This is a genomic window from Pseudomonas sp. NFACC45, assembly GCF_900113505.1.
GTDB classification, from domain to species: domain Bacteria; phylum Pseudomonadota; class Gammaproteobacteria; order Pseudomonadales; family Pseudomonadaceae; genus Aquipseudomonas; species Aquipseudomonas tehranensis.
In genome coordinates this window covers 481,967-503,595 of the sequence record NZ_FOPO01000001.1, presented here as the reverse complement: position 1 = coordinate 503,595, position 21,629 = coordinate 481,967, and the positions used below count along the sequence as shown (strand labels likewise).

The following is a 21,629-nucleotide window of genomic DNA, read 5'->3' as shown; positions in this document are numbered from 1 at the left end:
GATCGGCTGTGGAAAAAGTAGCGGTTAAGGCTGCGGCGGATGATAGCAGGGTTGCCGGGACTGGCGCTGGCACTGGTCGGCAGGTTTTTTGCGCACCTCCCGAGTTTTTAATGGGGTTTTCGCACAACGATATTTTCCGATTGAGCAATATCGGCGCGGCAACCGTCTACAGTGGACTGTAGGACTTTTACTTTTTCATCCACGGAGCATTGGACGAATAGAAGAGGGGGGCTCGTATTGGTCAGATGGAGTGTTAACAATTCCTACGACGACGCCGTGCGACAACAGGCCTTGAGCATCGATCGGCAGGCGCGGGTAAAGATAGACAACCGCCTCGCGGCACTTTTTGGCCCTCGAACGAGTCTTAGCGTGGATCGCGGTGACGGATGTCACTTCCCCTGTCTACGCTATCCTTGTGCGAGACTCACGCAGGAATCCAGCGCAATATGAATGTCCTGATCGTTGATGACGAACCACTGGCCCGTGAGCGCCTGAGCCGAATGGTTGGCGAACTCGAGGGTTACAGTGTCCTGGAGCCGAGCGCCACCAATGGCGAAGAGGCGTTGGCCCTTATTGACAGCCACAAGCCGGATGTCGTGCTGCTCGACATTCGCATGCCTGGCCTGGACGGTTTGCAGGTCGCGGCGAAGTTGTGCGAGCGCGAGTCACCGCCCGCGGTGGTGTTCTGCACCACTCGGGACGACTTCCCGCCGGAGGTCCTGCAAGCCGGCGCCGTGGGCTATCTGATCAAACCGGTCAGTGCCGAGGCGCTGGTCGAGGCCTTGCGCAAGGCCGAGCGGCCCAACCGCGTGCAACTGGCGGCGTTGACCCGTCCGGCGGCCGAAAGCGGCAGCGGCCCGCGCAGCCACATCAGTGCGCGCACTCGCAAAGGCATCGAACTGATCCCATTGAATCAGGTGGTCTATTTTATCGCCGACCATAAATACGTGACCTTGCGTCACGAGAGCGGCGAGGTGCTGCTGGACGAGCCACTCAAGGCCCTTGAAGACGAGTTCGGTGAACGCTTCGTGCGCATCCACCGCAACGCCTTGGTGGCTCGCGAGCGTATCGAGCGTTTGCAGCGCACACCCCTTGGGCATTTCCAGTTGTTTCTCAAAGGCCTCAATGGCGACGCGCTGATTGTCAGCCGGCGGCACGTGGCCGGTGTGCGCAAGATGATGCAACAGCTTTAGCTTGAGGTTCCAAGGCGTCCAAGCCGTTAGCGCGTTCATTTCCAGGACATTGACGGCCAGGGAGGCCTTGGGGTCGTGATTCAAGTCAAAGCGAATTTGGCTGAGCTGTTATTATCCGCCGTATCTTTTAAGTACGGATTGATCCATGTCCCCTCGCGAGATCCGCATCGCCACCCGTAAAAGTGCCTTGGCCCTCTGGCAGGCCGAATACGTCAAAGCCCGTTTGGAAGAGGCCCATCCCGGCCTGATCGTGACGCTGGTGCCCATGGTCAGTCGCGGCGACAAGCTGCTGGACTCGCCGCTGTCGAAAATCGGCGGCAAGGGGCTGTTCGTCAAGGAGCTGGAAACCGCGCTGCTGGACAACGAAGCCGATATCGCCGTGCACTCGATGAAAGATGTGCCCATGGACTTTCCGGAAGGTCTGGGCCTGTTTTGCATCTGCGAGCGAGAAGATCCACGCGATGCGTTCGTTTCCAATACGTATGCAAGCCTCGACGCGCTGCCCGCCGGGAGCGTGGTCGGCACCTCCAGCCTGCGTCGTCAGGCGCAGTTGCTGACCCGCCGCCCAGACCTGCAGATCCGCTTTCTGCGGGGCAACGTCAACACTCGCCTGGCCAAACTCGATGCCGGTGAGTACGACGCAATTATCCTTGCCGCCGCCGGCCTGATCCGCCTCGGTTTTGAAGATCGCATCACGTCGGCCATCAGCGTCGACGACAGCCTGCCGGCCGGTGGGCAGGGGGCGGTGGGTATCGAATGTCGCAGCGCCGACAGCGAAATCCATGCCCTGCTGGCGCCACTGCATCACGACGACACCGCCACCCGGGTCTTCGCCGAGCGCGCCCTCAACAAACACCTCAATGGCGGTTGCCAAGTGCCGATCGCCTGTTACGCCATACTCGAAGGCGATCAGGTCTGGTTGCGCGGTCTGGTGGGTGATCCGAACGGTGGCCGACTGCTCAGTGCCGAGGCCCGGGCGCCGCGCCGCGATGCCGAAGCGCTGGGTGTCCGGGTAGCCGAAGACCTGCTCAACCAGGGCGCGGACGACATTCTCAAGAAGGTCTACGGCGAGGCGGGCCACGCGTGACGGGCTGGCGGCTGCTGCTGACCCGGCCGGTTGACGAGTCGTCGGCCCTGGCGGCTGTCCTGGCCGAGGCCGGGGTGTACAGCAGCAGCCTGCCGTTGCTGGATATCGAGCCGGTCCCCCTGTCCGATTCCGGGCGGGCTATCTTTCAAAGTCTGGACCAGTACTGTGCCGTGATTGTGGTCAGCAAGTCTGCCGCACGTTTGTGTGTGGAACTGCTGCGCCAATATTGGCCTCAGCCCCCAGACCAGCCCTGGTTCAGCGTGGGGGCGGCGACCGGGCAGATTCTTATCGATGCCGGCCTCACTGTGTTTTATCCCGACAACGGCGACGACAGCGAAGCCTTGCTGGAGCATCTGGTGTTACGCCAGGCTATCACCCGACCCAATCCCAAGGTTTTGATTGTGCGCGGCGAGGGCGGGCGCGGTTTGCTGGCGGAGCGCTTGCGCGAGCAAGGTGCTAGTGTCGATTATCTGGAACTGTACCGACGCAGCCTGCCGCATTACCGGGAAGGTGAGTTGGCGGCAAGAGTCAAAGCGGAACGCTTGAACGCGCTGGTGGTCAGCAGTGGGCAGAGCTTCGAGCATCTGCAGCGGTTGGCCGGCGACGCATGGCCTGCGTTGGCACGGTTACCGTTGTTCGTTCCAAGCCCAAGGGTTGCTGAGATGGCCCGTGCCGCCGGAGCCCTGACAGTTGTGGATTGCCGTGGCGCCAGTGCCGCGGCTTTGCTGACGGCGTTACGGAATCAGTCCGTGCCGTTTTCTAATGCAAAGGATGGATACGTGAGCGAAACAGCCTTGCCAAAAGATCAAGACCAACCAGCGATCGATACGCCGGTTGAAACCCCGGCTCCGAAGGCGCCGCGTCGCGGCAACGGGCTGGCCATTGTCGCGTTGTTGTTGGGCGCCGCCGGCGTGGCCGTTGGTGGGTGGGGCGTGTGGCAGGTGCGCCATCTGCAAGCCAATAACCAGCAGCAGTCCACCCAGGTTCAGGCGCTCAACGATCAGGCCCAGGCCCTCAAGCTCAACGAGCAACGCCTCAGTGAGCGTCTGGCGCAGTTGCCACCGGCGCAAGAGCTGGAAGAGCGTCGGCGTCAGGTCGCCCAGTTGCAGGGTGATCAACAGCGACTGAACCAGCGCCTGGAAACCGTGCTCGGTGCCAGCCGCAAGGACTGGCGCCTGGCCGAAGCCGAACATCTGCTGCGCCTTGCCAGCCTGCGTCTTTCCGCCCTGCAGGACATCAGCAGTGCCCAGGCGCTGGTGCAGGGCGCTGACGAAATCCTGCGCGAGCAAAACGACCCCGGTTCGTTCGCCGCTCGCGAACAACTGGCCAAGACCCTTGCGGCGTTGCGCAGTACCGAGCAGCCGGATCGTACCGGGCTGTTCCTGCAGTTGGGGGCCTTGCGTGACCAGGTGCTGCAACTCACCGAGCTGGCACCCGAATACAAGGACCGTGGCGAGTCGTTGCTGGGCTTGACTGCCGATGGCGATGGCGCCAGCCGCTGGGCACAGTGGTGGGAGCAGATATCGCGCTATATCCGTATCGATTTCAACGCGGACGAGAATGTCCGTCCGCTCCTGGCCGGGCAGAGTCTGGTGCAGGTGCGCCTGGCCTTGAGCCTGGCCCTGGAGCAGGCGCAATGGGCCGCTCTCAACGGTCAGGCCCCGGTGTACACCCAGGCACTGGCTCAAGCGCAGGACGTGCTCAAGAACAACTTCAACCAGGACAATCCGCAAAGCAAAGTCATGCTCGAACGCGTGGCCGAGCTGGCCGAACAGCCGGTGACGGTCGTCACGCCGGACCTGACCGGGACCCTGAGCAGCGTTCAGGCCTATCTGGAACGCCGCAACCTGAACGCCGAAGAGTCGGTCAAGCCGCTGGCCAAACCTGATGAGCAGGAGGCCACGCCATGAAACGCCTCTACGTGATTATGTTCGTGGTCATCGCCGTTGCTGCCGTGCTGGGCGTGGCGATCGCCGAACATTCGGGTTACGTGCTGGTGGCTTATAAAAACTTCCGATACGAGGCCGGCCTTTGGGTCACCCTGGCGCTGGTGGCGGTGCTCTGGCTGGTGTGGCGGGGCGTGAGCGCCTTGATTGGGCTGGTGACCACCTCCACTGGCGTGGTCAACCCATGGTCGCGACGCAACCGCAGCCGACGGGTGCAGGTGGCAATCGAGCACGGACAATTGGACCTGGCCGAAGGTCGCTGGGCCAGTGCCCAGCGTCACTTGCATCGCGCGGCCGAAGCCGAGCGCCAACCGTTGCTGTACTATCTCGGCGCTGCCCGTGCGGCCAATGAGCAAGGCCTTTACGAACAGTGCGACAGCCTGTTGGAACGTGCCCTCGAACGCCAGCCTCAGGCCGAGCTGGCGATTGCCCTGACGCACGCACAATTGCAGATGGACCGCGGCGACACTGACGGCGCGCTGAGTACGTTGCAAGCCATGCATGATCGCCATCCACATAACGCCCAGACCCTGCGTCAATTGCAACGTCTGCATCAGCAGCGTGGGGATTGGTCGGCGGTGGTCCGGTTGTTGCCGGAGCTGCGCAAGGACAAAGTCCTGCCGCCGGCTGAGCTGGTTGAACTGGAGCGTCGGGCCTGGGGCGAAAACCTCACCCTGGCAGCCCACCGTGACGAAGACGGCAGTGTCGGGTTGCAATCGCTTAACCGTGCCTGGCAACAACTGACGTCCGCACAACGCCAGGAATCGGCGCTGGTGCTGGCCTATGCCGAGCAACTGCGGCAACTCGGGGCGCAGGCCGAGGCCGAAGAGGTGCTGCGGGCGGCGCTCAAACGTCACTATGACAGTCACCTTGCGCGCCTGTACGGGTTGGTCCGCGGCAATGATCCAGGCCGCCAACTGCAAGCGGCAGAAGGCTGGCTCAAGGATCACCCGAGCGACCCTGGCCTGTTGCTGACGCTGGGCCGCCTGTGCCTGCAAAACAGTTTGTGGGGCAAGGCACGGGATTATCTGGAAAGCAGTTTGCGCCTGCAGCGCAATCCCGAGGCCTGCGCCGAACTGGCGCGATTGCTGGCGCAATTGGGGGATGCCGAGCGCAGCAACCAGCTCTTCCAGGAAGGGTTGGGGTTACTGGATGAGCGCTTGCTGGCCGCGCCGCTGCCGGTCCCGGCTCAGGTCTTGACCACTTGAGAGAGTGAGTCGTTCTTGAGGGTTGTATGAATCATCGTGGCGAGGGAGCAAGCTCCCTCGCCACGTGTTTATTGACGCCCCTAAAGGCGTTACCAATGCCTTCGGTAAAGTCCTACAGCAAACTGCGCTTAATCTTCTCTTGCTTGTCGGGAATTCCCTACACCCCTGGTGAAGTGTCTGCACGGCCCCGCCTTGAAAGGCCGGCGGGCTTTCCTCTACCGTAACAGCCTGTCTCTTCTGTTACGGAACTGCCATGTCTTTGGCTTGCTCACGCTTCTTGTTTTTCATGGCTTTCATCGCCGCCGCTCTGGTTTTTGGTATCGCCAGTTACCTTGAATATGCGGTAGGTCTGACGCCTTGCAGCCTATGTGTTTTGCAACGGTTGTGCCTGATGCTGTTTTTGATGAACTGTCTCGCCGCATGCCTGCATGGTCCCGCTCAGAAGGGCAGCATCTTCTACGGGGCGATGGGGCTGGTTTTCGCGTCGAGCGGGTTGACGTTGGCGTGGCGTCAGGTTCTGGTGCAAGGCGATTCGCTGAAGCAGTTGCCCGATTGTATCGATCACCTCAAGGCAGTGAGTTCGTGGTGGGGCGCTGTACATCGTGTACTCGAGGGTGCGATCGACTGCGCGAGCATCACATGGACCCTGTTCGATCTGAGTCTTCCCGAATGGAGCCTGTTGTTTTTTCTCGCCGTGTCTTTTGTGATGTCCTATCTGCTGCTGCGCCTTGTCTGGAACGCCCTGATACGACCGCTCAGCGGCACAACGTCGCAACTGGTCCGGGTCATGGATTAAACACTTGTATGAACTTTATCTCCTGCGTACCTTGAAGCGGTTGTCGTGCGGGCATAATCTGGCCCGCACGTGTTATCGGATTTATGCCGCTCGATCATGTTGTGTCTGGCCTTGTCCCTGATCATTTCAGGCGGTGCGCAGGCTGCGAGGGGCATGACTCACAAGGGAAGAAATCACCATGCTCGAAAGTTGTCAGAATGCTCAGGAACGCTGGGGTGGGGTGCATCTGCTGATCGACCGCTGGTTGCAGGAGCGTCACGAACTGGTTCGGGCCTATGATGCTCTCGGCGACAGGCCTGAAGCGCTGAGTGAAAGCCGCAAGCCGTTGCAGGAGTTCTGCGGTGTGCTGGTCGACTACGTGTCTGCCGGTCATTTCGAGATATACGAACAACTGACGAGCGAGGCCAAGGCCTTCAACGATAAGCGTGGCCTGGAGCTCGCCGAGCAAATCTACCCGCGTATCGACGTCATCACCGAAAAACTGCTGGCCTTCAATGACCTGTGTGATGAAGGCAAATGCGTAGCGGAAAAATTCAAGGAACTGGGTGGCTTGCTGCACGAGCGTTTCGAACTGGAAGACTGCCTGATCGAAGTGCTGCACAACTCCCACAAGGAAGAAGCGCCGGCCCAGGCTTGAGGTCTTTTGCAGAATCAAAAAAACGGTGCGCATTGCGCACCGTTTTTTTTGGAGTCAGCTTCAGGTCGTCGCGCCCAGTAACTCGATTTCAAACACCAGCGGCGTGAACGGGGGGATGACATCCCCGGCTCCTTCGGCACCGTAGGCCAGGGTCGAAGGAATTACCAATCGCCATTTTGCGCCTACCGGCATTTGTGGCAATGCACTGCGCCAACCGTCAATCACGCTGTCGAGACTGAACCACTGCGCTTGTCCGTTGGAATCAAATACGGTGCCGTCTGGCAATCGACCGACATACAACACCTGGACCTTGCCGTGAGGGCCGGCCTTGGCGCCATGGCCGGGTTTGAGTTCGGTCAGCAGAATGCCATCTGCCAGCTGTTGCGCGCCGGGCCGGGCTTTTTCCTCATCAAGAAATTTCTGCTCGGTTTTCAGTGCCGCTTCGATTTGCGGCGTCGCCGGTGACGACGTCAGCCGTGCCTGATGGTCGGCCAGTATCTGTTCGATGCGCTCATCCTTCAGGGCCAGCGGTTTGCCCAGATAGGCCTGTTGCAGACCCTCGACCAACGCCTGGATCTGCAGGTCGGGCACATCCTGGCGCAGACGTTCACCCAGGCTTGCCCCCAGGCTGTACGCCAGGTCATGAGCGTCGTTTGCGCTGGTTTTTTCTGCGGCCTGAGCCATGGAGCAAACCATGCACAGGAATAAAAACAAGTGACGCGACATGTAGTGTTCTCCGGCCTCGAATCGAGGGGATTATGCCAGTGCCGATATCTGCAAAGCTGGTTTGCCCCGGCAGTGGGGTAGAAGATTTTTCGTACCTTGCAACGCAACGTCTTGTGTACTGTCAACATGCCCTAGCGGCGGTTGCAGCAGAGGTCTAGTATGAGCCGCACTCACGTCAGTCAGGAGGTAAACCATGTCGGCCACCAAGAAGCCAGTAAACACTCCGTTGCACTTGCTCCAACAACTTTCGGGCAGTCTGCTCGAGCATCTGGAAAACGCCTGCTCCCAAGCCCTGGCTGATGCTGAAAAACTGCTCGCCAAACTGGAAAAACAACGCGGCAAAGCGCAGGAAAAACTGCACAAGTCGCGGACCAAACTGCAAGACGCAGCCACCGCTGGCAAGGCCAAGGCACAAGCCAAGGCCAAAGAGGCTGTGAAGGAACTCGAAGACCTGCTCGATGCCTTGAAGGATCGTCAGTCCGAAACCCGCGCCTATATTCTGCAACTCAAGCGTGATGCCCAGGAAAGCCTGAAACTGGCCCAAGGCGTCGGTCGTGTGCAAGAAGCCGTGGGCAAAGCATTGAGCCTTCGTGCTGCCAAGCCTGCCGCTGCCGCTGTATCGGCCAGAAAACCGGCCGCTAAACCGGTCGCGACAAAAACACCGACCAAAGTAGCTGCCAAACCGGCCGCAAAAGCGCCGGCCAAAGCAGCGAGCAAACCAGCTGCTAAACCGGCTGCGAAAAAACCGGTTGCTGCCAGCGCTGCCAAACCCGCTGCGAAAGCAACTGCAGTCAAAGCTGTCGCCAAGCCGGCGGCCAAAGTGGCTGCCAAGCCAGCCGCTAAACCTGTTGCCAAGAGCGTCGCCAAACCAGCCGCTAAAACCGCCGCCGCCAAACCCGCAGCGACAAAACCCTCCGCGGCTAAACCGGCTGCCAAGCCAACTGCTACAAAAACGGCGGCTGCCAAGCCCGCCGCTGCCAAAGCGCCCGCTAAAGTTGCAGCTAAACCGGCTGCCAAGCCAGCCGCTGTCAAAGCACCCGCCAAAGCTGCGGCTAAACCGGCTGCCAAACCGGCTGCTGCCAAACCCGCCACCAAGCCTGCCGCCGCCAAGCCTGTGGCCAAGCCCGCTGCGAAACCTGCTGCGAAACCCGCCGTGAAAAAGCCTGCTGCCGCAAAACCTTCGACTGCTCCGGCGGCCAAGCCTGCGACATCGACTCCGGCTCCTGCAGCGACCCCTGCGCCAACCGCCAGCACTGTGACCCCGGCGCTGAGCCCGAGCGCCACCCCGGCACCGAGCAGCAACACCCCAACCCGCGCTTCCTAAGTGCCGGACGCCGCGACGCGCAGCTGATGCAGCGCGTCGCGGTTCCCTTGGTCGGAGCCCGCCACTAATCCTTGCAGCCATTGCGCTGAATCTTTAGGTTGTTCCCCAGGCCAGTCCTTGGTCGCAGTCTCCAGTCGCTCCAGCAATCTTCGCTCGGCTTCCAGTTCCAGTCGCTTGACCTGCTCGCGCAGGCTATCGAGTGCCGTGTCTTGAAGGGCGCGGACTTTCCATTGGCTACGAAGCGTGCGCAAGGGCTGTACGACGTCCGTGTCCCAAGGCCCGACCCATTGCTGAAGTTGTTGCAGTCTTTGTTCAGTGCAGGCAACCCCGCGCTGTTCCAGCCATAGCCCGCAAAGCAGCAGGCAGACATTGGCGCCGGCGCTCTGTAGCGTCAGACAGGCTTGCTCCACGCCAGGCTTGGCGTAGAGGTCGAGGGAAAAGCTCCATAGATCAGAGGACATCGTGCTACTCGCGCCAGTTGCAAGCGAAGCTGGTAGACTCCGCCGCCATTATGATTCGACTTCAGAACCTGACTTTACAGCGTGGCCCGCAACGTCTGCTAGAAGACGCCGAGCTGACCCTGCACGCCGGCCACAAAGCTGGCCTCATCGGTGCCAACGGCGCTGGCAAATCGAGCCTGTTCGCCCTGCTTCGAGGTGAACTGCACCCGGACTCGGGTGATTGCCTGCTGCCCGCCGATTGGCGTATCGCCCACATGCGCCAGGAGGTCGACACCCTTGAGCGCCTGGCGGTGGACTATGTGTTGGACGGCGACCTGCGCCTTCGTCAGGTCCAGCGCGACCTGGCGGCGGCCGAGGCGGCCCACGACGGCGCCGCCCAGGCCCGTCTGCACGCGGAGCTCGACAGCGCCGACGGCTACACCGCCGATGCCCGCGCACGCAAACTGCTGGCAGGCCTTGGCTTTACCAATGAGCAGATGGACCGTGAGGTCGGGGCCTTCTCCGGTGGCTGGCGGATGCGCTTGAACCTGGCTCAGGCCCTGATGTGCCCCTCGGACCTGCTGCTGCTCGATGAGCCCACCAACCACCTGGACCTCGACGCCATCATCTGGCTCGAAGACTGGCTCAAGAGCTATCCCGGCACACTTCTGCTGATTTCCCATGACCGCGATTTCCTCGACGCGGTGGTGGATCATGTCGCCCATGTCGACCAGCGTAAGCTCACCTTGTACCGTGGCGGCTACAGCGCATTCGAGCGGGCCCGTGCCGAACGTCTGGCCCAGCAACAGCAGGCCTACGAGAAGCAGCAGGCGCAACGTGCGCACATGGAAAGCTACATCGCCCGCTTCAAGGCCCAGGCCACCAAGGCCCGTCAGGCCCAGAGCCGGATCAAGGCACTGGAGCGGATGGAAGAACTGTCCGCGGCCCACGTCGATTCACCGTTTGATTTTGTTTTCCGCGAATCGACCAAGATTTCCAGCCCGCTGATCGACCTGTCGGATGCGCGCCTGGGTTATGGCGACAAAACCGTGCTGGAAAAGGTCAAGCTACAACTGACCCCTGGCGCGCGCATTGGCCTGTTGGGCCCGAACGGTGCCGGTAAGTCGACCCTGATCAAAAACCTCTCCGGCGAGCTCGAACCCCTGGCCGGGCGTCTGACCCGGGGCGAGAACACCGTGGTCGGTTACTTCGCCCAACATCAGCTCGATTCTCTCGACGCCAAGGCCAGCCCGCTGCTGCATTTGCAGCGTCTGGCACCGAACGAGCGCGAGCAGACCCTGCGTGATTTCCTCGGTGGTTTCGACTTTCGCGGTGCACGCATCGACGAGCCGGTGCTGAATTTTTCCGGCGGCGAAAAGGCCCGCCTGGCGCTGGCATTGATCGCCTGGGGCCGACCGAACCTGTTGCTGCTCGACGAACCGACCAACCACCTCGATCTGGAAATGCGCCTGGCTCTCACCATGGCTTTGCAGGAATTCAGCGGCGCGGTGCTGGTGGTGTCTCACGATCGGCATTTGCTCAAGAGCACCACGGATAATTTCTTCCTGGTGGCCGACGGCAAGGTCGAAGAGTTCGACGGTGACCTGGAAGATTACGCGCGCTGGCTGGTGGAGTACCGTCAGCGCAACGCCCCGGTCAGCACCACGCCGGTGAACCCGGACAAGACCGACAAGAAAGCCCAGCGCCAGGCCGCCGCCGCATTGCGCCAGCAGTTGGCGCCTCACAAGCGCGAGGCCGACAAGCTCGAAGTCGAACTGGGCAAGCTGCATGAAAAACTGCAAAAGATCGAAACCAGCCTCGGCGACAGCGGTCTCTACGAAGCGGCGCGCAAGGATGAGTTGCGCGATCTGCTGGCCGAACAGGCCAGGCTGAAGGTTCGGGAAGCGGAGCTTGAGGAGGCGTGGATGCAAGCCCTGGAACTGCTGGAAAACCTGCAAGCGGAGCTGGAGGCACTGTCCTGATGGAAGCCTTGGCCCTGCCTATACCCGTCATGTGGGTCGAGCCGATCTGGCTCGGTGTGCAAATACTGCTGATCCTGCTGGCCGGCTACATCGCACAGCGTTGCGTGGCGCGGGCCCTCACGGGTCTTGCCGAGCGCTACCCATTACCGTCCCAGTTGGTGATCATCCTGCGGGGTGTGCTGCGCTGGCTGATCATGGGCAGCGCGGTGCTGGTGGTGCTCGAACGCCTGGGCGTCTCGGCCACGGTGCTGTGGACCGCGCTGTCGGGGTTCGTCGCGGTGGCGGCGGTGGCGTTCTTCGCCATCTGGAGCGTGCTGTCGAATCTGTTGTGCGCCATCCTGATCTACACCGTCGGGCCGTTTCGTCTGGGCGATGTGGTTGAGCTGGTGGAGTCCACCGACAAGCCCGGCATCAAGGGGCGGGTGGTGGCCATCAACCTGCTTTACACCACCCTGATCGAACCCGAGGAGCTCGGCACGGGCAGTTCCATGGTGCAAGTGCCCAACAGCCTGTTCTTCCAGCGTTCAGTTCGACGCTGGCGCGGCAACGAGGCGTTTCCGGTCGGCGGGTTCGTCGAGTAAGCGGGTCTCGATCATTAAATATCTGTGGTCAACCGTCCGGCGGCGCATTAGCTTAGTGACTTCAACGAATCTGAGCCGAGGTGTGCAATGCTGCTGGAAACATGGCTGGCGTTTTTCGCCGCTTGCTGGGTGATCAGTCTTTCGCCGGGCGCCGGTGCCATCGCATCGATGTCCAGCGGTCTGCAATACGGTTTCTGGCGCGGCTACTGGAATGCCCTGGGCCTGCAATTGGGCCTGGCGTTGCAAATCGTGATTGTCGCCGCCGGTGTCGGCGCGATCCTCACCGCATCGGCGACCGCGTTTTATGCGATCAAATGGTTTGGCGTGGCCTATCTGGTTTATCTGGGCGTCAAGCAGTGGCGAGCCATCCCAGGCGATCTCAGTGATGACGCGGCGGTGCGGCCTATCGGCAAGCCTTTGGCGCTGGTGTTTCGCGGTTTTCTGGTCAACATCAGCAACCCCAAGGCATTGGTGTTCATGCTTGCGGTGTTGCCTCAATTCATCGACCCCCATGCCCCGCTGATCAAGCAATACCTGATCCTGGGCGTGACCATGGTTTGCGTCGACCTCATCGTCATGGCCGGGTACACCGGGCTGGCATCCAAAGTCCTGCGCCTGCTGCGCACTCCGAAACAGCAGCGTCGAATGAATCGCACCTTTGCCGGGTTGTTCATTGGTGCGGCGGGGTTGCTGGCGACGATTCGCAAAGCCTCGGTGTAACCAGACTGTTCTGATGTGGCGGGGAAATTCCCTCGCCACACAATAATCGCTGAACCGCTTAGCGCAAAATAACCGGCGCGGTATCCCGTGGCAGGTTGTTGCGCGGTGCCGGCTCGCCGGCTTGTTCGTAGTTCGGCCCACCGAGTTGTTCGCTCAGTTGCCGTGCCACGTCCTCACCCAGGGCCTTGGACACCTCGCGCACGACCCGCGGGCGGTTGAGGTTGATGCGCACGTCCCGGTGGTTCAACAGCTTGGTGTCCTGGCCTTCACCCATGGCGGTAAAGGCCGAGGTGATTTCGTAGGTCTTGGTGTTGATCAGGCTGAAGTCCGCCACCAGGGTCAAGGCGAGCACCGCCGAGTAGCTGCTGGTATTGGCCAGTTCATTGATGTCGCGGGTGAAGTCGATGTCCGATACGGTGCCGAACAGCACGTAATCGGCGCCCTTGAAATGCCCGGCCTTGATTCGCTTGATCACGTCATAGACGTCGCCCGTGGACGAAGCGGTGTGGGGCGTGCCTTGCACGAGCTGGAACATCCCGCTGCGCAGGATTTCGCCCTTGATGTCGCCAGTGAACTTGCGCAGCTCGCCCTGCTCGATGTAGCTGGTGGTGGCTTCCATCTCGTCGTAGCTCGACGAAGCGCTGGCGCTGTAAGGGTTCGCCTGGAAGTTACTCTGGGCCGAAACGGTGTGGATGTATTCCTCCACCCGTTGTTGGTACGCGAGGTCAGTGACCGCGACTTTCGGGGCCGCCTGCGCGCTGAACGCGCAGGCCAGGGCCATGATGCCAATCCATGTGCGCATGGCTTAGCGCTCCGTGGTCTTGCGGATTTCTTTCTCGTCCATCCACTCGGCCAGACCGCTTTCGACGTCGATCAATTGCAGGCTGAATTTGTAGAAGACGTCCTTGTAGTCGCTGCTGCGCTTGACGATCGAGCTGATGGAGCCTTCGAGGCGGTATTTGGCGGCGATCATGTTGCCGGTCTTGGCCACGGTGCTTTTCTTGTACAGGCCGCTCTGGTTTTGCAGCTTGAGCTGGTCGACCTGGCTGTCCATGGCGTTGTTGTCGCTGGCGAACCGCGCCGCACCGGTCTTCATCAATTGGGTCTTGATGCTGGTGGTGATCTCGCGGGTGTCGATGTACTCGCTGGTCTTGTTCTTCACGTCATAGACCTGAACCACCGGGCGGCCCTGCAAAATGCCGGACTGGGCCAGGGAGCGGGTCATGGATTCGGCGATCATTTGCAGGTCGGTGGAACCGAATTCGTTGGTCACGGTTTCCACGGCCTTGGTGTCGCCGTAGCTGATGTTCTTGTTGCCCAGGACTGGAGAGTTGTTGGCGCAGCCGCTGACCAGCAGGGCGGCCAGAGCGAGGGAAGAGATGCGTAGGAACATGTGGGGACTCTCAAATTGCTGCATAAAGGGTTTTTGTGGCGAGGGGATTTATCCCCTTTGGGCTGCGCACTGTAGGAGCTGCCGAAGGCTGCGATCTTTTGATTTTTCGCTTGCGACTCAATTGTCTAGGACAAGATCGCAGCCTCGTTGCACTCGTCAGCTCCTACATCAGCTCCTATGGCCCAGCGGTGCGTGGCTCAAGGCGTATTGATTTCCAATCGGAAATCCACAGCCTTGGGTGTCGGTGCAATGGCCGGCAGGAAACTGGTTTGTTCGCCGTACAGCGTCAGGCTTTTCCAGGTTTCTGGCTCGGCGATCGGAAAGCCTTCCGGCCCCAGCCAGGCAAAGCGGTAGTACATCGTCTTGTTGTTGAAGCTGGTGTTGCTCAACTGCACATTGACGGTCATGTAGCCGTTTTCCCGGGCTACGCGCATGGCGCCGACCACGATGTTTTTCTGTTTGCCCATGGCCACGACTTTGCTGGCGGCGCTGCCCGGCTCCGGCGGCGGTGGGGTGGCGCAACCGGCCAGCAAGGCCAGGACACCGACGGCGATCAGTTTTAAACGCATTTGAACAAGACTCCGTTCTTAAGGTTGCTTGATGCTGGCGACGGCGGTCGGGTGGGTGCTTGGGATCACTTGGGCGGCCAAGCCGCCGGCGAAGACCTGATTGCCCACCGCCCGCAGGCTGATGACCTGGTAGCGCTGATCGACGGTGACCTTGACCACCGAACCGCCTACTGCACTCGGCAAGGTGACCTGGTGTTCACCTTTTTTCAGGCGCAGACGCACCACCTGGGTGTAGTCCGGCAGGGTGCGCCAGGTTCGGGTGTCCGCGCCTTCGAGCACGGCCGAGGTAAGGCCCACCGCGAGGCCGGCCAGGGGGTTGGTTTCGTTGATCTGTTTTTGCGCCACGCCACGGGTGATCGCACGCACGGTCGTGCGCAGGATGATGCCGGGCATGTCGTCACGCAGGGCGCGGCGGGACATGGCTGTGGTGCTGTTGAGCTGGGTCAGGTCCAATTGACGGCCGTCGACACCGATTTGGGTGAACATGGCGGTGGAGGTATCAGGTTTGATCAGGGGGAATGAAAGTGGCGTGATCACTACATTGCCGCTGATGGGCAAGGGCAGGGGAATGCGGATCGAGTCCCGGGATGGCGCCAGGCCGCTCTGCACCACAATCAGGATGTCGCTTTCATCCTTCTTGTCGGCAGGCTTGTCGAGATTGATCAGTGCCTGCTCCAGCAAAGGCGTGTTCGGACGCAGTTCGGCGGCTTTGCGATAGCCCGGCGCGGCCAGGTCTTTTTCGCCCAAGGCTTCATAGACGAACCCGGCCAGGTAATGGCTGAACGCGCTTTGATAGCTGTTTTTCAGGCTGACCACTTCCGGCGCGTCGAGGCTGGCCACCGGGTAGCCCTGCAGGTCCTTGTACTCGGTCTTGACCCCTTGCTTCTCGGCGTCTTCCTCACGCTTGAGGTATTCCTTGTCCCGCAGGTCGGCAATTACCGCTTCGCGCTCGTGGGTTTTCTTGATCTGCATCCGCGCGCCGTCGAAGTCGTTCACGGCCAGCAGGTTCAGGGCCATCTGCGTGGTGAGCATGACCTTTTCGTAGTCATAGCCTTCGTAGCGCCGAACTTTATCGTTGACCAGAAAACTGCCGAACTGGGCGAGATACTTGCCTGTGTCGAGCTTGACCGCATCTTCCCACTGGCCCACTTGCTGGTCAGCGTTGGTCCAAGCCGCCTGGCTGCCGGGCAGATCGCCCTTGGCACGCAACAGCTCACCTTTTTCGAAGAAATACAGCAGGTCTTTGTCTTGGCTGGTGTTGTTCTTCTCCAGCAGGGTTAACGCCGCGTCGACGTTGCCGGAAGCCAGTTGCTGATTGGTCTGGGCCAATTCGCTGTCGTAGTTGCGAAACGCAGAGCAGCCAGACAACAAGGTGATCGCACCGAGGGCGATCGAAAGAGCGGCACGGGATGCCATGAATACTTCTTCCCTGAGGTATCAGCCGGGGGGGCGGGTCGGGCTGGGACGATCCACGGACGAGCGCCGGGCGCTGTCGGTTCCTCATAACCGGAGGAGCTTTTATGCCATCGAACAATAAGAGGGCGGCGCGATTATAAACATGGCCGTTCGCTATGTAATGGCTTTTTAATCTCGTAATGCAGTTTTTGTGACATCACTTCCAAAGCGTGAAGATCCGATGAAATCTGCTCCTGAAACACATCAGCCCTTGAGCCCAGGTCATTGGAAGTGAACAATGTGTTACTTCTTATTTCCAACTGAGAGTCATTCATGTCTGCCCCGTACCGTTTTCTGGCCTGGCTTGCACTGCCGTTGTTTGCCCTGTGCAGCGCCAATCTGTTGGCCGAGACCCTTGAGGGCGCCCCCCAGGCGCTGCATTTACTGGATTACATTGGGGCGGATTATCCGGCGACAGTGCAGGCGGGCAAGGTTGTTGACGAGTCTGAATACCGTGAGCAACTGGAATTTACCCAGCTTCTGGAAGGGCTGATCGTTGCGCTGCCAGCCAAACCTGAGAAAGCAGAACTGACACAAGGCGTCGGCGCCTTGCGCAGCGCCATCACCGGGCATCAGGATGGCGATGAGGTCGCTCGCCTGGCGCGGCAACTGGGGGCCAGACTGGCGGTGGCGTATGAGGTCAGTCAGGCGCCGGTCATCACCCCGGACCCGGCCCGCGGAGCGCCACTGTATGCGCAGAATTGCTCGGTGTGCCACGGTGACAGTGGAGCAGGCGACGGTCCAGCCGGTGTCGGTCTGGAACCTGCGCCCGCCAACCTGCGCGATGGGGCGCGGCTGGATCATCTGAGTCTCTACGCGATCTACAACACGCTTGGCATGGGCGTTGAAGGCACCGACATGCCGGCCTTCGCGGATCAGCTCGACGATCGTCAACGCTGGGACCTGGCGACGTACATCGCCAGCTTCAGCGCCGATCCGGCGACCGCTAAAAGCGCACAGACCTTCAACCTCGCTGATCTGGCGCGCCAGACTCCGGCCGAAATCCTCGCGGCGCAGGGCCCTGAAGCGGCTGCCACCTTTCGCGCCCAGCGTGCTCAGCCGCCACAGGTGCAGCGTGGCCCGGCGCAGTTGCTCGACTACACCACCAGCACCCTGGACAAGAGCATCGCGGCGTATCGCGCCGGTGATCACGACCAAGCCTATGACTTGTCGGTAGCGGCTTATCTAGAAGGCTTCGAACTGGTGGAAAGTTCGCTCGATAACGTCGATGCCAATGTGCGCAAGGACACTGAAAAGGCGCTGATGGCCTATCGTCAGTCCTTGCAGGATGGCTTGCCGGTCGAGCAGGCCGTACAGCGCCTGGACGCGGCCAAGGCCAAGCTGACGGAGTCGGCGGGGTTGCTGGGTGGCGACGGTTTGAGCTGGTCGCTGAGCTACATCTCGGGCTTGCTGATTCTGTTGCGCGAAGGGCTGGAAGCGATTCTGGTGCTGGCGGCGATCCTGGCGTTCCTGCGCAATACCGGTCAACAGTCAGCGGTTCGCAGCGTCAACGTCGGTTGGGGGCTGGCGTTACTGGCTGGCCTGGCGACCTGGGGGCTGGCCGCCTATGTGATTGATGTCAGCGGCGCCCAGCGCGAATTGCTCGAAGGCGCAACGGCGTTGTTTGCCAGCGTGATGGTGCTGTGGCTGGGAGTGTGGATGCACGATCGGCGTCACGCGGCGGCCTGGCAGGATTACATCAAGAGCAGTCTGGTGGGCGGCGGCGGACGTTTTGGTTTTGCGATCCTGGCGTTTTTCTCGGTCTATCGCGAGCTGTTCGAAGTGATCCTGTTCTACGAAACACTGTGGCTGCAAGCCGGCCCCGCCGGGCATGATGCCGTGTTAGCGGGCGGTGCCACGGCGCTGGTGCTGTTGGTCGGATTGGCCTGGGTGATTCTGCGCGGCTCGGCAAAACTGCCTCTGGCGCTGTTTTTCAGCATCAATGCCGGCCTGCTCTGCGCGCTGTCGGTGGTTTTCGCCGGTCATGGCGTGAAGGCGCTGCAAGAGGCCGGGATTTTCGGAACCCGTCCGGTGGCGTTCTTCGATTTCGATTGGCTGGGCATTCATGCCGATGCTTATTCCTTGGCCGCCCAAGTGGTGGCGATCGCGGCGATTGTGGTGTTGTACGGGCGCAGTTGGGTGGCGGAGAAGCGTAGGGTCCAGGTTTCCTGAACAGCCTTCGCTGCGCTCATAATCGCGGGCAAGCCATGCTCCCACAGTCAGTATCCGCCTGTGGGAGCAAGGCTTGCCCGCGATGCTTTCAATTAGAGGAAAAACTCAATGCGTGTATGGATCGACGCCGACGCCTGTCCCAAGGCCGCGAAGGAACTGGTGGTCAAGTTCGCTTTGAAACGTCGCTTCGAAGTGGTGCTGGTGGCCGGCCAACCGCAGATCAAGCCGGCCTTGGCCTGCGTGAAGTTGATCGTGGTGCCCAGCGGGCCTGACGCGGCGGACGATTACCTGGTGGAGCATGCCGTACCGGGTGAGCTGGTGATCTGCAGCGACGTACCGTTGGCTGACCGGCTGGTGAAGAAGGGGGTTGCGGCACTGGATCCGCGGGGCAAGGAGTTCGATGCGCAGAACATGGGCGATCGGCTGGCGGTGCGCAACCTGTTCACCGACTTGCGTGAGCAGGGCCACGTGGGCGGCGGGCCGGCAGCGTACAGCGAGCGGGACAAGCAGGGGTTCGCCAATGCGCTGGATCGGATACTGACGCGGTTGGCTCGAACCTCCTGATTCTTGCCCGCACCCCTGTGGGAGCGAGCTTGCTCGCGATGGCGGTGTGTCAGCCAATAGATATGCCAATTGAACCGACGCTATCGCGAGCAGGCTCGCTCCCACATGGGGTGGGCGGTGTTGCGGTTACTCATCGTTTTCGTGAGTCAACTCCAATACCCGGTCCACCAGTTTGTTGATCCCCGAAGCCGCTTCACTGATGTTCTGCGCCAGCATGTAGGCCGGAGTACTGACCAGCTTGCGCGCAGTGTCTTCGACGATATCGGTGACTGCGCAGTCTTCGTGGATGCCGCCCATTTTGGTTACGGCGGCGGCAGTGTCGGTATCTGTGCCAATGGTGCAGGTCACCCCCGGACCATAGATTTTTGCCGCCAGGGCCGGGGAGATGCAGATCAGCCCCACCGGTTTTCCCGCTTCGGCAAAGGCTTCGGTCAGCGCCAGAACCTGCGGCTGGACGGTGCAACCCGCGCCTTCGACGGCAAAGTTGGACAGGTTCTTCGCCGCGCCGAAACCGCCAGGCACGATCAGCGCGTCGAAGTCCTCAACGTTGGCTTCGCGCAAATCCTTTACGTTGCCCCGGGCGATCCGGGCGGACTCCACCAAAACGTTGCGGCTCTCGGGCATTTGCTCGCCGGTCAGGTGATTGATGACCTGCAACTGCGCGATGTCGGGGGCGAAACACTGCACCTGTGCGCCGCGCTGGTCGAGGCGCAGCAAGGTGATCACGCTTTCGTGGATCTCTGCACCGTCATACACGCCACAGCCGGAAAGGATCACTGCAACTTTTTTGCTCATGGGCTTTTCTCCAGATTCATGGCGTTAAATGTCCACTAATTTGTCACTCGTTGCCATAGGGTTATCGAGCAGCTACACCTAATCTGCCGACTATCTCCCTGCTTTGTCTGCTCGGGTTGCGTCATGAATTTCATTCTGTATGCCGTGCCGTTTTTCTTTGTGCTGATTGCCGTGGAGTTGCTGGCCGATCGCTGGCGGGGTGTGAGCCACTACCGCGTGGCAGACGCCATCAACAGCCTGAGCACCGGCGTGCTCTCCACCACCACCGGTTTGCTGACCAAGGGCGTGGGGTGGGTGACCTACGCGTTTGCCTTGGAACATCTGGCCGTTATCCACTTGTCTGCCGACCAGGCCTGGGTCTGGGTATTTGCTTTCGTGTTCTATGACTTCTGTTATTACTGGCTGCACCGCATGGGCCATGAGCGCAACATCCTCTGGGCGGCCCATTCGGTGCATCATCAGAGCGAGGACTACAACCTCTCCACTGCGTTGCGTCAGACCAGTACCGGGTTTGTGTTGAGCTGGGTTTTCTACTTGCCGCTGGCTGTGGCCGGCGTGCCGCTGGTGGTGTTCATCAGCGTGGCGGCGTTGAATCTGCTGTATCAGTTCTGGGTCCACACCCAACACATCCCCAAGCTCGGCTGGCTGGAGTGGTGTTTCGTCACGCCGTCCAATCATCGCGCCCACCATGCACAGAACCCTCTTTACATGGATCGCAATTACGGCGGGGTGTTCATTATTTGGGACCGTCTGTTTCGCACCTTTCAGGAAGAAGACGATAACGAACCGGTGATTTTTGGCGTGACCACGCCGCTGGCGAGCTGGAATCCGTTGTGGGCCAACCTGCAGTTCTATGCGCAATTGTGGGCGGATGCGCGACGGGCAGAGCGCTGGCCAGACAAGCTGCGGATCTGGTTTATGCCCACCGGTTGGCGGCCGGCGGACGTGGCGGCGCGATACCCACTGAGCAAACCGGACCTGAGTCAGTTCCGCAAATTCGAGGTGCCGCTGGACGGCCGCCAGCAGTGGTACGTGGCGTTGCAGTTCTGTACCTACATTGCGTTGGGCAGTTACTTGATGAACCTGGAGAGCAGCCTGTCGGTTGCTGCCTTGGTGTTGGGTTGGGGCGCGGTGGCGCTGGGTTTGTTTGTCTTGGGCGTGGCCCTGGAGAATCGCCCGTGGGCCCTGAGGCTGGAGCTGTTACGGCTGGTCCTGAATTTACCCCTGGTGTGGCTGGCGCCGCTGGCGGGGTTGTGGCCGGCAAGCCCCGTGGCCTGGGTCGGGTTGCTCAGCTACAGCCTGCTCAGTGGCATCGGGCTGTATTGCTGTCGCAGTCGAGTCACTCGGTTGGCGTCGTAGGCTCGTGGGGCCTGGCTTGTTCCAGCCGTTCGGCTTCGAGGACTTTCCTGGCCAGGCGTGCATTCTTGATACGCCGACGCAGCCACAGGCACAGCCCCAGCACCAGCAGGGCACCGAGTACCCACAATTCATATTTCTTGATGCTGCCCAGCATGCCTTCGAGCACCGCGCCGAAGTGGTACGCGGCGGCGGCCAGGGCAGTGGCCCAGATCGCCGCGCCGATGCCATTGAGCAACAGATAGCGGCCCGGTGGATAGCCTGACAGCCCGATGGCCACCGGCATTACTGTGCGCAAGCCGTAGACGAAGCGAAAACTCAGGACCCAGATGTCCGGATGCCGGCGAATGTGTTCCAGCGCCCGATCGCCCATCAACTGCCAGCGAGGTTTTCGCGCCAGTAGCCTGCGGCCGTGCTTGCGCCCCATGAAATACCACAATTGATCGCCCGCGTAGCTGCCGCAAAACGCCACCACCACCACCAGATTGATGTCCATGTAGCCACGGAACGCCAGGAAGCCTGCGAGCACGAGGATGGTTTCGCCTTCGAAGAACGTGCCAATAAACAAGGCCAGGTAGCCGAAGTCATGGAGAAATTGCTGGAGCATTGTCTGGGTGCTGGCGAAATGAACGCGCAGCCTACCCCTTCAGGCACATTCAGGAAAGTATCGAGATGTGTCTCGACG

The 21,629-nt window shown here is 60.8% G+C and carries 21 protein-coding genes and 1 pseudogene; 14 read left to right on the top strand and 8 right to left on the bottom strand.

What is annotated here, in order from left to right:
- Positions 1–446 precede the first annotated feature (446 nt).
- The 7 genes and pseudogenes from BM132_RS02270 (at position 447) to BM132_RS02245 (ending at position 6,867) form a co-directional block, all read left to right on the top strand.
- Positions 447–1,193 (top strand): LytR/AlgR family response regulator transcription factor, encoded by a 747-nt coding sequence (locus BM132_RS02270; RefSeq protein WP_092395102.1) that lies wholly within the window; start codon positions 447–449, stop codon positions 1,191–1,193.
- A 145-nt stretch (positions 1,194–1,338) separates the two neighbouring features.
- The gene (hemC, locus tag BM132_RS02265; protein WP_092452872.1) at positions 1,339–2,280 is read left to right on the top strand and encodes a hydroxymethylbilane synthase; all 942 of its coding nucleotides are present in this window, start codon (positions 1,339–1,341) and stop codon (positions 2,278–2,280) included.
- Positions 2,277–3,023, top strand: a pseudogene (locus tag BM132_RS28615) (uroporphyrinogen-III synthase); the annotation flags it as partial. The gene hemC and the pseudogene BM132_RS28615, both read left to right, overlap by 4 nt.
- Before the next feature lie 36 nt (positions 3,024–3,059).
- Complete coding sequence (locus BM132_RS28610; protein WP_256244100.1) at positions 3,060–4,190, top strand: uroporphyrinogen-III C-methyltransferase; 1,131 nt, start codon at positions 3,060–3,062, stop codon at positions 4,188–4,190.
- Positions 4,187–5,434 (top strand): heme biosynthesis protein HemY, encoded by a 1,248-nt coding sequence (locus tag BM132_RS02255; RefSeq protein ID WP_092452866.1) that lies wholly within the window; start codon positions 4,187–4,189, stop codon positions 5,432–5,434. Before BM132_RS28610 ends, BM132_RS02255 begins: the two co-directional genes overlap by 4 nt.
- Positions 5,435–5,687: 253 nt before the next feature.
- Positions 5,688–6,230, top strand: a complete 543-nt coding sequence (locus BM132_RS02250; RefSeq protein ID WP_092452861.1) for a disulfide bond formation protein B — start codon at positions 5,688–5,690, stop codon at positions 6,228–6,230.
- Between the two features lie 178 nt (positions 6,231–6,408).
- Positions 6,409–6,867, top strand: coding sequence for an Rsd/AlgQ family anti-sigma factor (locus BM132_RS02245; protein ID WP_047226119.1), 459 nt, complete (start codon positions 6,409–6,411; stop codon positions 6,865–6,867).
- A gap of 60 nt (positions 6,868–6,927) precedes the next feature.
- Here BM132_RS02245 and BM132_RS02240 read toward each other — a convergent pair whose 3' ends face one another.
- The gene (locus BM132_RS02240; RefSeq protein WP_092452858.1) at positions 6,928–7,593 is read right to left on the bottom strand and encodes an FKBP-type peptidyl-prolyl cis-trans isomerase; all 666 of its coding nucleotides are present in this window, start codon (positions 7,591–7,593) and stop codon (positions 6,928–6,930) included.
- A gap of 193 nt (positions 7,594–7,786) precedes the next feature.
- Here BM132_RS02240 and BM132_RS02235 point away from each other — a divergent pair, with 193 nt between their 5' ends.
- Entirely contained in the window at positions 7,787–8,917 is a 1,131-nt protein-coding gene (locus tag BM132_RS02235; protein WP_092452855.1) for an AlgP family protein, read from the top strand.
- Here the strand turns inward: BM132_RS02235 and BM132_RS02230 are convergent.
- Positions 8,914–9,378: a TIGR02444 family protein gene (locus tag BM132_RS02230; RefSeq protein WP_092452852.1), complete on the bottom strand. Its 465-nt coding sequence runs from the start codon at positions 9,376–9,378 to the stop codon at positions 8,914–8,916. The genes BM132_RS02235 and BM132_RS02230 overlap by 4 nt on opposite strands.
- Positions 9,379–9,428: 50 nt before the next feature.
- On the opposite strand from BM132_RS02230, the gene BM132_RS02225 reads away from it, so the two are divergent.
- From BM132_RS02225 to rhtB, 3 genes are all read left to right on the top strand, one after another.
- Positions 9,429–11,339 (top strand): ATP-binding cassette domain-containing protein, encoded by a 1,911-nt coding sequence (locus BM132_RS02225; RefSeq protein ID WP_092453092.1) that lies wholly within the window; start codon positions 9,429–9,431, stop codon positions 11,337–11,339.
- Complete coding sequence (locus BM132_RS02220; protein ID WP_047226114.1) at positions 11,339–11,920, top strand: mechanosensitive ion channel family protein; 582 nt, start codon at positions 11,339–11,341, stop codon at positions 11,918–11,920. Before BM132_RS02225 ends, BM132_RS02220 begins: the two co-directional genes overlap by 1 nt.
- Before the next feature lie 87 nt (positions 11,921–12,007).
- The gene (gene rhtB / locus BM132_RS02215) at positions 12,008–12,640 is read left to right on the top strand and encodes a homoserine/homoserine lactone efflux protein (protein ID WP_092395132.1); all 633 of its coding nucleotides are present in this window, start codon (positions 12,008–12,010) and stop codon (positions 12,638–12,640) included.
- 58 nt (positions 12,641–12,698) lie between these two features.
- Here the strand turns inward: rhtB and BM132_RS02210 are convergent, their stop codons facing one another.
- From BM132_RS02210 to BM132_RS02195, 4 genes are all read right to left on the bottom strand, one after another.
- The gene (locus BM132_RS02210; protein ID WP_092452849.1) at positions 12,699–13,442 is read right to left on the bottom strand and encodes a penicillin-binding protein activator LpoB; all 744 of its coding nucleotides are present in this window, start codon (positions 13,440–13,442) and stop codon (positions 12,699–12,701) included.
- A gap of 3 nt (positions 13,443–13,445) precedes the next feature.
- Positions 13,446–14,033 (bottom strand): penicillin-binding protein activator LpoB, encoded by a 588-nt coding sequence (lpoB, locus tag BM132_RS02205; RefSeq protein WP_092452846.1) that lies wholly within the window; start codon positions 14,031–14,033, stop codon positions 13,446–13,448.
- A 197-nt stretch (positions 14,034–14,230) separates the two neighbouring features.
- A complete protein-coding gene (locus tag BM132_RS02200) occupies positions 14,231–14,602 on the bottom strand; it encodes a YcfL family putative periplasmic lipoprotein (RefSeq protein ID WP_092452843.1) in 372 nt (123 codons plus the stop codon).
- Positions 14,603–14,620: 18 nt separating this feature from the next.
- Complete coding sequence (locus BM132_RS02195) at positions 14,621–16,018, bottom strand: COG3014 family protein (protein WP_092452840.1); 1,398 nt, start codon at positions 16,016–16,018, stop codon at positions 14,621–14,623.
- A gap of 312 nt (positions 16,019–16,330) precedes the next feature.
- Here BM132_RS02195 and BM132_RS02190 point away from each other — a divergent pair, with 312 nt between their 5' ends.
- Complete coding sequence (locus BM132_RS02190) at positions 16,331–18,229, top strand: FTR1 family protein (RefSeq protein ID WP_092452837.1); 1,899 nt, start codon at positions 16,331–16,333, stop codon at positions 18,227–18,229.
- Positions 18,230–18,337: 108 nt separating this feature from the next.
- Positions 18,338–18,793: a YaiI/YqxD family protein gene (locus tag BM132_RS02185; protein WP_092395150.1), complete on the top strand. Its 456-nt coding sequence runs from the start codon at positions 18,338–18,340 to the stop codon at positions 18,791–18,793.
- Between the two features lie 126 nt (positions 18,794–18,919).
- On the opposite strand, the gene elbB is transcribed toward BM132_RS02185, so the two are convergent.
- Positions 18,920–19,588 carry an isoprenoid biosynthesis glyoxalase ElbB gene (gene elbB, locus BM132_RS02180; RefSeq protein WP_092395153.1) on the bottom strand — a complete coding sequence of 223 codons (669 nt, stop codon included), beginning with the start codon at positions 19,586–19,588 and terminating at the stop codon, positions 18,920–18,922.
- Positions 19,589–19,711: 123 nt separating this feature from the next.
- On the opposite strand from elbB, the gene BM132_RS02175 reads away from it, so the two are divergent.
- Positions 19,712–20,947 carry a sterol desaturase family protein gene (locus tag BM132_RS02175; RefSeq protein WP_092452834.1) on the top strand — a complete coding sequence of 412 codons (1,236 nt, stop codon included), beginning with the start codon at positions 19,712–19,714 and terminating at the stop codon, positions 20,945–20,947.
- On the opposite strand, the gene BM132_RS02170 is transcribed toward BM132_RS02175, so the two are convergent.
- A complete protein-coding gene (locus tag BM132_RS02170) occupies positions 20,928–21,551 on the bottom strand; it encodes a DedA family protein (protein ID WP_092395159.1) in 624 nt (207 codons plus the stop codon). The genes BM132_RS02175 and BM132_RS02170 overlap by 20 nt on opposite strands.
- Between the last annotated feature and the right edge of the window lie 78 nt (positions 21,552–21,629).